The 14,907-nt window shown below is 77.1% G+C and carries 12 protein-coding genes and 1 pseudogene; 6 read left to right on the forward strand and 7 right to left on the reverse strand.

Going from position 1 to position 14,907, the window contains the following annotated elements; genetic code table 11:
- A pseudogene (locus ACYVI6_RS15105) lies at positions 1-701 on the forward strand (hypothetical protein); the annotation flags it as partial.
- 14 nt (positions 702-715) lie between these two features.
- On the forward strand, positions 716-2,041 hold the full coding sequence (locus tag ACYVI6_RS15110; RefSeq protein ID WP_460447158.1) for an ABC1 kinase family protein: 1,326 nt from the start codon (positions 716-718) through the stop codon (positions 2,039-2,041).
- Positions 2,042-2,153: 112 nt separating this feature from the next.
- On the opposite strand, the gene ACYVI6_RS15115 is transcribed toward ACYVI6_RS15110, so the two are convergent.
- The 4 genes from ACYVI6_RS15115 to ACYVI6_RS15130 all read right to left on the reverse strand — a co-directional run bounded on the left by ACYVI6_RS15115 (position 2,154) and on the right by ACYVI6_RS15130 (position 5,578).
- A complete protein-coding gene (locus ACYVI6_RS15115; RefSeq protein WP_460447159.1) occupies positions 2,154-2,444 on the reverse strand; it encodes a hypothetical protein in 291 nt (96 codons plus the stop codon).
- A complete protein-coding gene (locus tag ACYVI6_RS15120) occupies positions 2,441-2,836 on the reverse strand; it encodes a WhiB family transcriptional regulator (RefSeq protein ID WP_460447160.1) in 396 nt (131 codons plus the stop codon). The genes ACYVI6_RS15115 and ACYVI6_RS15120 overlap by 4 nt, the downstream gene beginning before the upstream one ends.
- A gap of 110 nt (positions 2,837-2,946) precedes the next feature.
- Positions 2,947-3,189 (reverse strand): hypothetical protein, encoded by a 243-nt coding sequence (locus ACYVI6_RS15125; protein ID WP_460447161.1) that lies wholly within the window; start codon positions 3,187-3,189, stop codon positions 2,947-2,949.
- 166 nt (positions 3,190-3,355) lie between these two features.
- Complete coding sequence (locus ACYVI6_RS15130) at positions 3,356-5,578, reverse strand: ATP-dependent DNA helicase UvrD2 (RefSeq protein ID WP_460447162.1); 2,223 nt, start codon at positions 5,576-5,578, stop codon at positions 3,356-3,358.
- A 152-nt stretch (positions 5,579-5,730) separates the two neighbouring features.
- Between ACYVI6_RS15130 and ACYVI6_RS15135 the strand changes: the two genes are divergently transcribed.
- Positions 5,731-5,994, forward strand: coding sequence for a mycoredoxin (locus ACYVI6_RS15135; protein WP_284290139.1), 264 nt, complete (start codon positions 5,731-5,733; stop codon positions 5,992-5,994).
- A gap of 97 nt (positions 5,995-6,091) precedes the next feature.
- Entirely contained in the window at positions 6,092-6,664 is a 573-nt protein-coding gene (locus ACYVI6_RS15140) for a nucleoside/nucleotide kinase family protein (RefSeq protein WP_284290138.1), read from the forward strand.
- On the opposite strand, the gene nudC is transcribed toward ACYVI6_RS15140, so the two are convergent.
- On the reverse strand, positions 6,661-7,596 hold the full coding sequence (nudC, locus tag ACYVI6_RS15145; RefSeq protein ID WP_460447163.1) for an NAD(+) diphosphatase: 936 nt from the start codon (positions 7,594-7,596) through the stop codon (positions 6,661-6,663). The two genes, ACYVI6_RS15140 and nudC, sit on opposite strands and share 4 nt — an antisense overlap.
- 83 nt (positions 7,597-7,679) lie before the next feature.
- On the opposite strand from nudC, the gene ACYVI6_RS15150 reads away from it, so the two are divergent.
- On the forward strand, positions 7,680-8,603 hold the full coding sequence (locus ACYVI6_RS15150) for a phosphotransferase (RefSeq protein ID WP_460447164.1): 924 nt from the start codon (positions 7,680-7,682) through the stop codon (positions 8,601-8,603).
- Positions 8,600-9,595: an endonuclease/exonuclease/phosphatase family protein gene (locus ACYVI6_RS15155; RefSeq protein WP_460447165.1), complete on the forward strand. Its 996-nt coding sequence runs from the start codon at positions 8,600-8,602 to the stop codon at positions 9,593-9,595. Before ACYVI6_RS15150 ends, ACYVI6_RS15155 begins: the two co-directional genes overlap by 4 nt.
- Positions 9,596-9,635: 40 nt before the next feature.
- Here ACYVI6_RS15155 and ACYVI6_RS15160 read toward each other — a convergent pair whose 3' ends face one another.
- Both ACYVI6_RS15160 and ACYVI6_RS15165 read right to left on the reverse strand, forming a co-directional pair.
- Positions 9,636-13,223: an ATP-dependent helicase gene (locus ACYVI6_RS15160; RefSeq protein ID WP_460447166.1), complete on the reverse strand. Its 3,588-nt coding sequence runs from the start codon at positions 13,221-13,223 to the stop codon at positions 9,636-9,638.
- On the reverse strand, positions 13,220-14,907 hold a 1,688-nt coding region (locus tag ACYVI6_RS15165), incomplete at its 5' end, for a RecB family exonuclease (protein WP_460447167.1). The genes ACYVI6_RS15160 and ACYVI6_RS15165, both read right to left, overlap by 4 nt.

Here is a 14,907-nt window from a genome sequence, read left to right on the forward strand (position 1 = left end):
GCCGCGGCACGTCGCTGGCGCGGGCCGTGGCCCGCACGGGCGGTGCGACGGCGCTGCCCGCCCAGACCGCGCGGCCGCACGCGCCCCACGTCGTGGTGATCGTGCGGGACGACGCGGTCGCGAGCGGCGCGGCCGAGGAGCTGCTCGGCGACGGCGTGCCGCACCTGTCGGTCGTGGTGCGCGTCGACCGGGTGGTGGTCGGCCCGTTCGTGCTGCCCGGCCGCACCCCCTGCCTGCGATGCCTCGACCTGCACCGCCGCGACCGCGACCCGGGCTGGCCGGCCGTGCAGGCGCAGCTCGCCGACGGCTCGTCGAGGCCCCGGGGTGAGGCCGCGCTGAGCACCGCGGCGGCCGGGGTCGCGGCGCTGCAGGTGCTGGCCCGGCTCGACGGGCGGCGACCGGCCAGCGCGGGCCGCACGCTCGAGGTGCTGCCCGACGGCCTCGTGGAGCGCCGACGCTGGAGCCCGCACCCCTCGTGCGGATGCACCGGGCTGCGCGCGGTCACCGCGGCACCCGGTCGCGAGCGCGCGGACGCGACCGGGGCCGCCGAGACGCCCGACGTCCGGGAGGCGGCGGCGAGAACGGCCCGCCGACCGGCCGCGGACGGGCGCGCGGCAGCCGGCGCCGATCGCGAACAGCCGTCGGACCCGGGCGAGCGGCGCGTTCCGGGCAGGGCGGGCATGCAGGCCGTCGGGGCCTGAGGGACGATGGTCGCGTGAGTGATCTGCCCCGCAACGCCGTCGCGCGCACCGCGAAGCTCGCCAGCCTGCCGCTCGGCTTCGCCGGTCGGACGGCGCTCGGCCTCGGCCGGCGCGTCGGCGGCCGCCCCGCCGAGATCGTGGCCGCCGAGGTGCAGGCCCGCACGGCCGAGCAGCTGTTCAAGGTGCTCGGGGAGCTCAAGGGCGGGGCCATGAAGTTCGGCCAGGCCATGAGCATCTTCGAGGCGGCGCTGCCGGAGGAGCTCGCGGGGCCGTACCGCGCCACGCTCACCAAGCTGCAGGACGCCGCTCCCCCGCTGCCGGTCGCCGCGGTGCACCGCGTGCTGGCCGCCGAGCTCGGCGCCGACTGGCGCGACCGCTTCGAGTCGTTCGACGACAAGCCGGCGGCGGCCGCCTCGATCGGGCAGGTGCACCGGGCGATCTGGGCCGACGGTCGGCCCGTGGCGGTGAAGGTGCAGTACCCGGGGGCCGGACCGGCGCTCGTGTCGGACCTCAACCAGGTGGCGCGGGTGGCCCGGCTGTCGGCCAGCTGGATCCCCGGCCTCGACCTCAAGCCGATCATGGCCGAGCTGAAGCGCCGGGTGAGCGAGGAGCTCGACTACGGCATGGAGGCGAAGGCCCAGGCGCAGTTCGCCGAGGCCTTCCGCGACGACCCCGACTTCGCCGTCCCGGACGTCGTGGCGCACGCCGAGCACGTGATCGTGGGCGAGTGGCTCGAGGGCACGCCGCTGTCGCGGCTCATCGCCGACGGCAGCCAGGAGGAGCGCGACGCCGCCGCGGGCCACTACCTCGAGTTCCTGCTGGCCGGGCCGCAGCGCGCCGGTCTGCTGCACGCGGACCCGCACCCGGGCAACTTCCGCCTGACCCCGGACGGACGACTCGGCGTGCTCGACTTCGGCGCGGTGAACCGCCTCCCCGACGGCCTGCCGCCGCACCTCGGCTCGCTGCTGCGGGTCGCCCTCGACGGCGACCACGAGGCCGTCGTCGCGGGGCTGCGCGAGGACGGCTTCATCAAGCAGAACATCGACGTCGACGGCGAGGCGCTGCTGGAGTACCTCGAGCCGTTCCTCGCCCCGGCCCGCACCGAGACGTTCACCTTCACCCGGGCCTTCCTGCGCGACCTGTTCGCGCACATCAACGACCCGCGCAAGCCGCAGTGGGGCGTCGGGCTCAAGCTGAACCTGCCGCCGCAGTACCTGCTGATCCACCGCGTCTGGCTGGGCGGCATCGGGGTGCTGTGCCAGATCGAGGGCGAGGTGCGGGTGCGCGAGGTGCTGTCGGCGCACCTGCCCGGGTTCGCCGAGGCCCCTGACCTGACCTGACCCGACCGGACCGTCACGGGTCGGGACACGACGGCGCCCCGGACCCTCGGGGTCCGGGGCGACGCGTCCTGCGGTAGCGGGTCGGGCGGGTGGACGGGCGCCGGCCGGCGCGTCAGCCGACGAGCAGCCGGACACGCAGCTGGGCCTGCTCGGCCTGGCGACGGGCCTTGGCGGCCTGGCGCCGGGCGCGGGCGACACGGACGACGTAGGTCGCCAGTCGTGCCTGCTCGGCCTGCTGCAACCTGCGCTCGAGCTGCGCCCGGGCCAGGTCCTCGTGCATGAGGTGTGACATCTGCGTGCTCCTGATGGTGATCTGCCGGGCGGGTCGACGCCCGGCGTACGAGGTGGTGGTGGCCGTCCCGGTCGGTGCGATCGGGTCGGCGGTGCGCGGCAGGACGGTCATGCGGCGACCTCGCACTTGCGAGGCCGGCCGCGCGGCCGCTTGCGCGCCACGACGGCGCCCTGGACGAGCAGCTGCCCGCCCCAGACGCCCCACGGCTCGCGCCGCTCGAGCGCCCCGGCGAGGCAGGCCGCGCGGACGGGGCAGTCCGAGCAGAGCGCCTTGGCGAGCTCGACGTCGGCGGGCAGCTCGGCGAACCAGAGCTCCGCGTCGTTCGCCCGGCAGGGGATGGTGTCGAGCCCGGCGCGCTGGTCGAGGGTCGGCTCGAGGAGTGCGGTGAGCTGCACGGCGGTCACCTCCGTCTGGTGGGTCGGTGTCGGGTGGATCGGATCGGTCGGGTGGGTCGGCTGGGTCGGGCGGTGCTGGTCGGCGCCTCGGTGCCTGGTGAGCGTCATGTCGTCCTGGTCTCGTCCGCCGGTCGGCGTGTCGGTTGCTCTGGAGAAAACAAAAAGGCCGCGGATCCCGGGTGACGGGATCCGCGGCCTGAAGAGCGCCGGTCGTGGTGCTAGACCGGTGGACTCCAGGACGTGACTCCCGAGGGGGCACCCACGCGAACGCGCGGGGCGATGACGCCGCCGCGGCCGCCGGTGGGCAGACCCGTCCCCTGGTACTGCGCGAAGAGATCCGCCGAGACCACCCCGGACCGGACGTCGGTGTGCGGGAAGGTGATGGCCGCGAGGAGCTGGTGGTCCCAGGACGCGCAGACGTCGAAGGTCGCGTCGACCTTCGACAGGTTGCTGGTGCTCATCACGGGGATCACCTCCGCTCTCGGACTGGCTGCGGGACGCCGGGCGGCGTCCCTCTCGGTGCGACGCGCCAACGGTAGGGCAACCCCACGAGCGCGCACAACGCTTTTTCGCGAGTGTTCCCCGAACAACTGCCGACGCTGGGCCGGACGGGGCGTGAGAGCGCTCTCAGGCGGGTTCGGTCGACGAGCTCGCAGCCGCCGGCTCGAGCACGTCGGCCACCTCGGCGCCGCCGAGCAGCGCCAGCACCTGCGCGCCGTAGCGCTCGCGCTTGGTCGCACCGATGCCCGGCACCTTCGCCAGCCCCGCGTCGTCGGTCGGTTGCTGCTCGGCAAGAGCCACGAGCGTCGCGTCGGTGAAGACCACGAAGGCGGGCACGCTCGCGGCGGTCGAGACCGCCAGGCGCCACGCGCGCAGCCGCTCGAAGGTGCCCTCGTCGTACGTCGGCGGGCAGTCGTCGCAGCGGCCGACCTTGCGCTGCGCGCCGGTGGAGAGCACGGTGCCGCAGCCGCGGCAGCGCACGGTGGTGCTGCGACCGCCCCGGCCCGACCCGCCCGACCCGTTCGGCCCACCAGACCGGCCGCCGCGCGACCCGCGGCCGCCGGAGCCCGAGCGCTCGTCGGCGTCCTCCGGGCGCAGGCCGTCGAGGAAGCGCGAGGGGCGGCGGGTGGCCCGGCCCCCGGGCGTGCGGGAGCGCGCCCACGACAGGTGCAGGTGCTCACGAGCCCGCGTCACGCCGACGTAGAGCAGGCGGCGCTCCTCCTCGACGGCCTCCGGGCCCTCGGCCATCGAGATCGGCAGCAGGCCGTCGCTGACCCCCGCGAGGAAGACGGCGTCCCACTCCAGACCCTTGGCAGAGTGCAACGACGCGAGCGTGATGCCCTCGACGGTGGGGGCGTGCTGCGCCGCGGCCCGCTCCTCGAGCTCGGCCACCAGGTCCCCGAGCCGTGCACCGGGTCGAGCGGCCGCCACCTCGTCGGCGAGCGCCGCCAGGGCCCGCAGCGACTCCCACCGCTCGCGCACCGCACCGGACGCACTGGGCGGCTCCGGCGTCCAGCCGCCGCTGACCAGCACGTCGCGAGCGGCCTGGCCGAGCGGGGTGTCGTCGTCGTCCGCGGCGCGCGCCGCACCGCGCAGCAGCATGACCGCCTCGCGCACCTCGCGGCGACTGAAGAACCGCTCGCCGCCGCGCAGCACGTACGGCAGGCCCGCCTCGGTGCACGCCTGCTCCAGCGGCTCGGACTGCGAGTTGGTGCGGAACAGCACGGCGATCTCGCTAGGCCGCACGCCCTGCTCGACCAGTCGCTTCGCCGCCGCCACGACGCCCGCGGCCTCGGCCACGTCGTCGTCGTAGGGCGTGAAGACCGGCTCGGGGCCGGGCGGGCGCTGCGCGACGAGCTGCAGCCGCACCTGCCGACCGGCGCCCGACGCACGGGCCAGCACGCCGTTGGCGAGGCCCACGACCTGCGGGGTGGAGCGGTAGTCGCGCTCGAGGCGCACCGTTCGCGCCGACGGGTACCGCTTCGGGAAGTCGAGGAGGTGACGGGGCGTGGCGCCGGTGAACGAGTAGATGGTCTGGCTGGCGTCGCCCACGACGCACACCTCGTCGCGGCCGCCCAGCCACAGGTCGAGCAGCCGCTGCTGCAGCGGGCTGACGTCCTGGTACTCGTCGACGACGAAGTGCCGGTACTGGCGCCGCACGGTGTCGGCGATCTGCGGGTGGTCCTGCAGCACGCCGGCGGTGACCAGCAGGACGTCCTCGAAGTCGATGACGCCGCGCTCGGACTTCACGTCCTCGTAGGTCGCCAGCACGCGCGCCATGGCCGTCGCGTCGAGGCCGGCGGGGTCGCGGCCGGCCCGCCGGGCCGCCGCCGGGTAGGTCTCGGGCGTCAGCAGGCTGACCTTCGACCACTCGACCTCCGCCGCCAGGTCGCGGACGGCGGTGCGGTCGAGCCGCAGGTGCAGCCGCGAGGCGGCCTCGGCGACCAGCCCGGCCTTGTGCGGCTGCACCTCGGGCGCACCGCCGCCGATGGCCTGCGGCCAGAAGTAGTGCAGCTGCCGCAGCGCCGCCGCGTGGAAGGTGCGCGCCTGCACCCCCTGCACGCCGAGGTCACGCAGCCGGGTGCGCATCTCGCCGGCCGCCCGCGCGGTGAACGTGACCGCCAGCACCTGCTGCGGCGTGTAGACCCCGGAGTGCACGCCGTAGGCGATCCGGTGGGTGATCGCCCGCGTCTTGCCGGTGCCCGCACCGGCCAGCACGCAGACCGGCCCGTGCAACGACGTCGCCACCTCGCGCTGCTCCGGATCGAGACCGCCCAGCACGTCGTCGGCGGACGCCGGGCGCGCAGCGGCGCGACCGGACGCGGCGGCGAGCTGGGGCTGGGAGGTCATCGCCGACATCCTCGCACCGACGGCCGACAGGGCGCCGCGCCCTCCCGCAGCCTGTGGACGACGGACGGGAAGAGCGGCGCGCCGTCCGGCGTTCTCGTGCCGTGGCGCCCGGACCCGCCGGGCGGCCCCGAGACCCGAGGAGCACCCGCGCGATGAGCACGCCCGCAGCGCCCGACGCCGGCACCGTCACGATGTACTCGACCACCTGGTGCGGCTACTGCCGTCGGCTCAAGACCCTGCTCGACCGCGAGGGCATCGGCTACACCGAGGTGAACATCGAGCAGGACGAGGCGTCGGCGCAGTTCGTCGAGCAGGCCAACGGCGGCAACCAGACGGTACCGACCCTGCTCTTCCCGGACGGCTCGGTCGCCACGAACCCCAGCCTCGACGAGGTCAGGGCCCGGCTCGCTGCCTGAGCCCGCGGCCCGGCCGCTGACCCCGGTCGCCCTCGCCCAGCTCGTCGCCGACGACGCCGCCGAACGCTCTGCGCCGGCCCGGGCGGCCGGCCACGGCGTGCGCGTCGGGGTCGACGGCGCCGTGCCCGGTGACGCCGCCGCGCTGGCCGACGACGTGCACGACCGGTTGCGCGCGCTCGGGCTGCCCACGGCACGGGTGCGGCAGCGCGACTTCTGGCTGCCGCGCTCGCAGCGGCTCGAGCTCGGCGCCGACGACCCGGACGCACGCTGGGAACGCTGGCAGGACGACGCCGCGCTGCGCCGGGAGGTGCTCGACCCGCTCGGGCCCGGTGGCGGCATGCAGTGGCTGCCGACCCTGCGCGATCCCTCGACCGACCGATCGACGCGCGCACCCCGGCGTCCGGCCGCACCGGGCACGGTCGTCGTGGTCGACGGCCGGTTCCTGCTGCGCTGGGAGACCGCCGACGCGTTCGACGCGGTCGTGCACCTGCGCACCGCGGGGGCGACCCAGCGCCGCAGGCTGCACGAGCAGGAGGACGCCGTCGAGGCAGCCGCGGCACCGCCCTCGTGGCAGCGGTACCTGGACGAGACCTGGCCCGAGCAGCGCGCCTGGCTCGTCGTGCGCCACGACCACCCCGCGCGGCCGGCCGTGCTCGCCGTCGACGCCTAGCGCCAGGTGTCGCCGCCGTCGTCGATGCGCCCGCCGTACCAGTGCTCGACGAGCGCCCGGGAGATCGAGAGCCGCGGCGACAGCAGCACCTCGCGAGCGGCGACCGACTCCGCGAGCTCGTCGCGGGTGAACCAGCGAGCGGCGGCGATCTCCTCGCCGTCGACGTGCACCTCGGTCGTCAGCGCCTGCGCCACGAACCCGAGCATGATCGACGCCGGGAACGGCCACGGCTGGCTCCCCAGGTAGGCGACGTCGCCGATCTCGACCCCGACCTCCTCGCGCACCTCGCGGCGCACCGTGGCCTCCAGCGACTCCCCCGGCTCGACGAAGCCGGCGAGCGTCGAGTACCGGCCGGCCGGCCAGCGCGCCGACGACCCCAGCAGCAACCGGTCGTCGTCGTCGACCACCGTCATGATCACCGCCGGGTCGGTGCGCGGGTAGTGGTCGCTGCCGTCGGCCGAGCACCGACGCACCCAGCCAGACTGCACGGGCAGGGTGGGGGCCCCGCACCGCGGGCAGTGGTGGTGCGTGGCGTGCCAGTTCGTCACCGCGACGGCCTCCGTGAGCAGGCCGGCGTCGCGCGGGTCGAGCCGCTGGCCGAGCTCGCGCAGCCCCACCCAGTCGTCTGCCGGTGCGTCGGCCACGACGGCCACCAGGTCGGTGCCCGCCGCGACGTCGTGCCCCAGGTACACCGCGAGCCGGTCGAGGTCGCCGCCGGCGGGCGGCCGCCAGCGCAGGCCGTGCCCGGCGTCGAGCGGTGCGGGCGTGCGGCCGGACGCCACCTCGAGCACCTGCGTGGCCGGGTCGCCCAGCAGCCGTGCCAGCAGCTGCTCGTCGCGCTGCTCACCGGCCCGGTCGACGCCGCTGGTCGCGAGCGGGAGGACGCCGAGAGGGCCGTCGCTCCCCCGGGTCACGTGGAGCGGGTGCGTCACGTCGTCACGGTAGTCGGCGGCCGGTCGCCTGACACGCCGGGAGCGTCCGGGCCGCCGGCGCGACACCGCCGTACGGTGGCGGGATGACTGCGACCAGGTCACCCCTCGTGCTCGCGGCGCTCGCCGACGCCGCCCTGCCCGACCTGCGCCCCGTGCAGGTGGGCGTGCCGGCCGACGCCGAGCCCGACTTCGACGTCGCCGTCGTCACCTGCTCGGCCGACCGCCAGTGGCTGGTGCGGGCACCGCGCCGCACGACGTCCGCCGCGACGCTCGACCTCGAGGCGCGGCTGCTGCCCGAGCTGGCCCGGCGGCTGCCGGTCGCCGTACCCGCGCCCGTCGGCCACGACGGCCTGCGCGAGGGCGGCCGCTGCGTCGTGTCGCGCCGCCTGCCGGGCGCGCCCGTCGACCCCGCCTCCCTCGCACCGGGCGACCCGCTCGCCGTGCACGTCGGCCAGGTGATCGGGGCGCTGCACGACGTCGACCCCGCCGTCGTCGAGGACGCCGGCGCCCCGGCGTACGACAGCGAGCAGTACCGCACCCGCCGCCTCGCCGACGTCGACCGCGCCGCCCGCACCGGCCAGGTGCCCGCTCCGCTGCTGCTGCGCTGGGAGCGCGCGCTGGAGCAGGTCGACCGCTGGCGCTTCCTCACCACCCCCGTGCACGGGGACCTCGCAGGCCCGAACGTGCGCACCGACGGGCAGGTTGTCACCGGCCTGGTCGGCTGGGGCGACGCCCGGGTGGCCGACCCCGCCGACGACCTGGCCTGGATCTGCGTCGGCGCCTCCGCCGGCGTGCTCGACACCGTCGTCGAGGCGTACGCCATGGCCCGCAGCGACGCCCCCGACAAGCACCTGCTCGAGCGCGCGCACCTCGCCGGCGAGCTCGCCCTGGCCCGCTGGCTGCTCGCCGGCGTCGCGCAGGACGACGCCGCCGTGGTGGACAGCGCCACCCAGGCGCTGCAGGACCTCGCCGAGGCGACCCGCGAACCGGCGGCCGCGGGCGCGTGACCCGGCTGCGGCTCGGCACCTGGAACCTCGCGTCCGGCCGCACCGCCGACGGCCGGCAGGCCAGCCCGCAGGCGCTGGCCGACGCGGTCGCCGCCCTCGACGTCGACGTGCTCGCGGTGCAGGAGCTCGACCTCGCGCAGGCCGGCAGCGGCGGCGTCGACCAGCTCGCCCTCGTGGCCCAGGCGCTCGGCGCCGCACCCGGGGGTGCCCGCTTCGTGCCGACGCTGCTCGGCCGGCCCGGCCCGCGGGACGGCTGGCGCCCGGCGGGTGCACCGGGCGACGACGACCTCGCGGCCAGCGAACCCGACGTCGGCATGGACGCAGGCGCGCCTGCCGGGGTCGGTGTGCCCGGACGCGGGGATGCGACCGGCGCGAGCCCGGACGCGCGCGCCGACCAGGAGCTCGGCGGTGCCGGCCGTGCGCCCGACGGCGACAGCGGTGCAGGGCCGCGGTACGGGATCGGGCTGGTGTCGCGGTACCCCGTGCTGGCCTGGCGGGTGCGCCGGCTGCCGGCGTCGCGCGCGGTGCTGCCGTTCCCGGTCCCCGTGGAGGGGTCGCGGGTGCCGCGGCTGCTGCTCGTGCCCGACGAGCCGCGGGCCGCGCTGGCCGCGGTGGTCGACGCCCCCGGCGGACCGCTGACCGTCGTCTGCACGCACCTGTCGTTCGCGCCGGTCGCGGCGAGCCGGCAGCTGCGCACGGTGACGCGCTGGGCCCGCGAGCTGCCCGGCCCGCGCCTGCTCGCCGGCGACCTCAACCTGCCCGGCGGCCTCCCGGCCCGGCTGTCGGGATGGCGGTCGCTCGTGCGCGCGGCCAGCTACCCCGCCCAGCGCCCCCGGCTGCAGCTCGACCACCTGCTGCTCGACGAGGCCGTGGCTGCCGGCGGCTCGTCCGTCGGCGCCGGGCTCGCCCGCCTCGGCGCCGTGACGCCCGAGTCGGCGACGCCACGGACCGTGTCCGACCACGTCCCGCTCGTCGTGACCGTCGACCGCTGAACCGACCGGTCGAGAGGCGCCGGGCACGACGCCGCGCGGATCAGCCCTCGCCGTCGAAGGTGCGCAGCAGGGCGACGAGGCCGGCCTCGTCGAGCAGGTCGGCGGGGCGCACGGTCGTGCCGGTGCACGCGTAGAAGAAGGCCGCCCCGACCTGGTCGAGCGGCACGTCGTGCAGCCGGTGCCAGGCCAGCCGGTACGTGGCCAGTTGCACGGCCCGGGCGGCGGCCTCGCGACCGCTGGGTGGCGGCCCGGTCTTCCAGTCCACGACGTCGACCCCGCCGTCGGGGCGGCCGTCCGGCCCGAGCCGGGCGAACACCGCGTCGACCCGGCCGCGCAGCACGGTGCCGTCGACCGGCGTCTCGAGGGCCACCTCGACGGCGAGCACCCGGCGCTGCGCCCACTCGCTGGCGAGGAACCGCTGCTGCATCGCCGCGAGCGCCTCGTCGGGAGCCGGTTCGTCGTCAGCCGCACCCGGCAGGTCGAGCACGTCGACCATCGCCGCCGAGCCCAGGTACCGCTCGACCCAGGCGTGGAAGGCGGTGCCGCGCCGGGTCGCGGGGTGCGGCTCGCGCGGCACCGGACGACGCAGGGACAGGGCCAGCGCGTCGCGGTCGGCCGCCAGCCGCACCAGCCGCGAGGCCGAGAGGTGGGTCGGCAGCGCCACCTCGACCCGCGTGTCACGGCCGGCGTCGCGCTCGGCGAGCAGCAGGTCGACCTGCCGCTCGTCGACGACGGGGGCGTGCACGCCGAGGTCGACGGGCAGCACCGCCTCGAGCGGCAGCAGCTCGTCGAGCGGCAGCTCCGGCGCGAGCCCGTCGCCAGAGGACCCGTCCCCCGGTCGGGCGGTGGCGTCGTCCGGTACGAGGCCGGCGCGCCGCCCGACCCGCTCCGCCCGCAGCGGCTCGCGCGCGGCCCGCACCCGGTCGGCGGCCGTCTCGACGTGACGGCGGCGCTCGCCGAGGCGGTCGCCCGGCCACGGCGCCTCGGTCGGCCGGCCGTCGTCCGGCCGCTCGTCCCCGGGCACCGGCATGCCCGCGACGACGTCGACCTGCACGACGTGCCCGAGCCCGGTGGCGGGTTCGAGGCCGCCGTCGGCGAGGGCCGGCGCGAGCTCGAGCAGGAACCGCGAGGGCAGCCGCGGCATCTTCGCCGAGCCCCACACGTGCGCGGTCAGCAGCAGGTGCGAGCGCGCACGGGTGCAGGCGACGTAGACCAGGCGACGCTCCTCGGCCACCTGGTGCGCGCCGGCCGCGACCTCGAACACGGCGAGCTCGTCGCGCAGCGCGGCCTGGTGCGGCGCGGCGGACCACCGCACGTCGGGCAGTGCCTGCACGTCGCCGCGCAGGGCGTGCGGCACCGCACCGAGGTCGCCCAGCCAGGCCTTCTGCTTCACGGTCGGGATCGCCCACGACGGCTCGTCGTCGCCCGGCGGCCGGGGCTGCTGCAGGTGCTGCGGGAACGCGCCCTCGACGAGCCCGGGCACCGCCACGACGTCCCACTCGAGACCCTTGGCCGCGTGCACGGTCATCACCTGCACGACCTGGTCGTCGACCTCGACCTGCCCCGGCTCGAGACCGCGCTCCTGCTCGTCGGCCGCCTCGAGCCACGACAGGAACGCCCCGAGGGTGGCGTGCTCGGCGCTGCTGGCGAAGTCGGCCGCGACCTGGGCGATGGCGTCGAGGTGCGCGCGCGCCTGCGCCGGGCCGACACCCGGGCGGGAGGCCAGCTCGACGTCGAGCAGCAGCGCGCGCTCGACCTCGGCGACGAGGTCGGGCAGGGCGAGGGCGGTGCGCCCCCGCAGACCACGCACCGTGCTGGCCAGCCGCTCGACGCGGCGCCGGGCGGCCTCCCCCAGCGACCGGCCGTCGCGGTCGCGCCAGTCCTCGGGCGGCAGCTCGTCGACCGCCTCGACCAGGCTGGCCTCGTCGACGACGTCGGCCTGCGCCGGTTCCCCGCCCGGCCCCGCCCCGTCGCGTGCGACCGGGTGGCCCCCGCCCGGCCGCCCCGATCGACGGCGCGCGAGCTCGGCCGACCACGCGCCGAGCACGACGAGGTCGTGGGCGCCGAGTCGGCAGGTCGGGCCGGTGAGCAGCCGCACCAGGAGGTCGCCGCGGCTCGGGTCGTGCACGACGTGGAGGGCGCTCAGCAGGTCGGCGACCTCCGGCGTCGAGAGCAGCCCGCCGAGCCCGACCACCTGGTAGGGCAGCCCACGTCGCAGCAGCGCCGCCTCGACGTCCGCGAACTGCGCCCGCCGGCGGCACAGCACCGCCGCGCTGCGCCCGGGCACCGGCCGGCCGTCGGGCCCGAGCCACCGCTCCGCCAGCCAGTCGACCGCCCCGCGGGCCTCGAGCTGCGAGGTCGGGTACGTCGCGAGCTCTGCGTGCCCCGACCCCGCGCCCGGCCGCGCCACCAGCGGGTGCACCTCGACGTCGGCCCCCTCGCGCAGCGGCGCGGCGAGCCGGTTCGCCACCTCGAGCACCGCGCGGTCGTTGCGCCAGCTCGTCGACAGCTGCCGGACCGTGGCCGGGCCGCCGTCGACGTCGCGGAACCGATCGGCGAAGGTGGCCAGCGTGCCGGCGCTCGCGCCGCGCCAGCCGTAGATCGACTGGTTGGGGTCGCCGACGGCGGTCACCGCGTGGCCGTCACCGAAGAGCGCGTGCAGCATGACGAGCTGGGCGTGGCTGGTGTCCTGGAACTCGTCGAGCAGCACCACGCGCGACCGACCCCGCTCCTCGACGGCCAGCTGCGGCACCTGCCGCGCGAGCTCGGCGGCCAGCCGCAGCTGGTCGCCGAAGTCGAGGCTGTCGCGCAGCGCCTTGGCCTCGCGGTAGGCGGCCACCAGCGGCAGCAGCTGCCGGCGCGCCTCGAGCCGCCCGAGCAGCGTCGTGATCGGCGCGTACCGCCCGGCCACCTTGGCGTCGTTGTACGGCAGGGCCGCCACCTGCTCGACCCGCGCCGCCAGGTAGGCGTCGACGTCGTCGAGGTCGACCAGGTGCTCGGCGGCCTCGCCGGCCAGCTGCAGCACGGCCTCGGTCACCGTGGACGGCATCACCTCGACGGCGTCCATGTCGCCCCGCCACCGCTCCACGACCTCGCTGGCGAGCTGCCAGCAGGCGGCCTCGGTGAGCAACCGCGCCTCGGGCTCCACCCCCAGCCGCAGCCCGTGCTCGCGGACCAGCCGGCCGGCGTAGGCGTGGTACGTCGACACCGTGACGTCGAGGTCGCCGTCGACGCCCGGCACGCCGCCGCCCGGGCCGCTCGAGCCGATCGGTGCGGGCGCGTCGTCGCCGGTACCGGGCACCCAGAGCCCGGAGCGGCGCAGGGCGCGCAGCCGGCTGCGGATCCGCTCGCTCAGCTCGCCGGCGGCCTTGCGGGTGAAGGTCAGCCCGAGCACCTCGTCGGGCGCGACGTCTCCGCCGGCGACCAGCCACACCACCCGCGCGGCCATCGTCTCGGTCTTGCCCGAGCCGGCTCCTGCCACCACGAGCAGCGGGTGCACCGGCGCCTCGATGACGGCGACCTGCTCCGGCGTCGGCTCTGGACGTCCCAGAGCGCGGGCGATCTCGACCGCGCCGGGGCGGCCCTCGGTGCCGGACGCCGCAGCGGGCACCGTCGAGGTGGTGGTCACTCGGTCACCCGCCGGCCCTCGCTGCGGGCGGGGCAGGAGGTGCGCACCGGGCAGCGGTCGCACGAGTCGTTCGGCGTGGCCGGGAACGTGGACGCCGACATGCCGCGCGCGACCGTGTCGACCAGCTCGGCCGCCCAGCCACCGTCGTCGGGCAGGCCCGGCTGCAGCTGCTCGCCAGGCTGCTTCTGCGACCGCACGCCCAGCTGCACCAGCGACGCCCCCGCGGACGGCGCACCCGGCGCCTGCTCGGCGAACGCGCCCGCCTGCACCGCGAGCTGGTAGGTGCCGAGCTGCGGCAGCTCGGGCAGCTCGGCACCCGCCCGGGCGCTGCTGCCGGTCTTGAGGTCGACGACCCGCAGGCCCTCGGGGGTGCGCTCGAGCCGGTCGACCCGCCCCGTGAGGCGCACCGGACCGCCCGGCAGGTCCAGCTCGACGTCGACCGGGATCTCGGTGCCGACCAGCTCGCGGCTCGCGGCCCGCTGCAGGTAGGTCGCGAGCTTCTGCACCGCCGTCTCGGCACGGGCGCGCCCGACGTCGCCCGCCCAGCCCTCACCGAGGCCGAGCGCGCCCCAGCGGCGGTGCAGCTCGTCGCGCAGCTCGTCGAGCGGGGCCTGCGGCAGGTCGGCGGCGAGGTCGTGCACCAGCACGCCCAGACTCTGCTGCGACGAGCTGGCCCGGGTGCCGCCCGCGACCTGCAGCAGCCAGCGCAGCGCGCAGCGGTCGAACTCCTCGACCTTGCTCGGCGACACCCGCACCGGCTCGTCGGTGGCGAGCGACCGGTCGTCGCTCAGCGGCTCGAGGCCGTACCAGTCGTCCGGGTCGGCGCCCGGCACGCCCGCCTCGGCCAGCCGGGCCAGCTGCCGGGCGGCGGCCCGCGCGTCAGCCCGACGCGTGCGCGGGTCGGCGACCAGCTGCCGCAGCCGGGCCACGCTGCCGGCCAGGGTGAGCGGCAGGGGCGGCGGGGTGAGGACGCGCACGCCGTCGTCGTCCCACCCCGGTGCCGGGAGGTGCTCGGGCGGCGGGTCGACGAGGTCGAGCAGGGACGAGGGCTGCTCGTCGTCGTCGCGCACCGCGGTGACGACCAGCGTGCGCGAGGCGCGGCTGACCGCGACGTGGAACAGCCGCGTCTCGTCCTCGCGCACGGCCTGCCGGACGGCGCGCGACGAGCGCTCTCGGCCGGCGAGCAGGTCGACGAGGTGCTCGGCCCCGAGCAGCGACCCGCGCGGCCGCAGGTCGGGCCACACGCCGTCCTGCACCCCGGCCACCACCACGACCGGCCACTCGCGACCGGCCGCCGACGCCGGCGTCAGCAGCGACACCGCACCCCCGGAGGCACCTCGCTCGGCGAGCGTGTCGCCGGGCAGCTCCTGGTCGCGCAGGTACTCGACGAACTCGCGCGGGCCGGCCTGCGGCAGCCGGTCGACGAAGCGGGCGGCCGCGTCGAACAGCGCCACGACGGCGTCGAGGTCACGATCGGCCCGCGCGCCGGCGGGACCGCCCGCGAGCGCGGTGCGCTGCCAGGCGTCGCCCAGCCGACTCGCCGACCAGATCGCCCACAGGACCGTCTCGGCCGTGACGTCGTCGGCGAACGCCTGACCCGGCCGCGCCGCCGCCCCGGCCGGGCGGGCCGCGCTCGCGCCGGCCGCCAGCACCCGCGCCGCGCGCCGAGCCGGTGCCCCCGTGC

Source organism: Angustibacter aerolatus (assembly GCF_054776675.1).

Excerpts from the sequence above, each read along its gene's own strand:
- ACYVI6_RS15130 (WP_460447162.1), bottom strand. The coding sequence starts at position 5,578 with ATGACCTCCCAGCCCCAGCTCGCCGCCGCGTCCGGTCGCGCCGCTGCG.
- ACYVI6_RS15115 (WP_460447159.1), bottom strand. The coding sequence starts at position 2,444 with ATGACCGTCCTGCCGCGCACCGCCGACCCGATCGCACCGACCGGGACG.
- ACYVI6_RS15150 (WP_460447164.1), top strand. The coding sequence starts at position 7,680 with ATGACTGCGACCAGGTCACCCCTCGTGCTCGCGGCGCTCGCCGACGCC.
- ACYVI6_RS15120 (WP_460447160.1), bottom strand. The coding sequence starts at position 2,836 with ATGACGCTCACCAGGCACCGAGGCGCCGACCAGCACCGCCCGACCCAG.
- ACYVI6_RS15135 (WP_284290139.1), top strand. The coding sequence starts at position 5,731 with ATGAGCACGCCCGCAGCGCCCGACGCCGGCACCGTCACGATGTACTCG.
- ACYVI6_RS15125 (WP_460447161.1), bottom strand. The coding sequence starts at position 3,189 with ATGAGCACCAGCAACCTGTCGAAGGTCGACGCGACCTTCGACGTCTGC.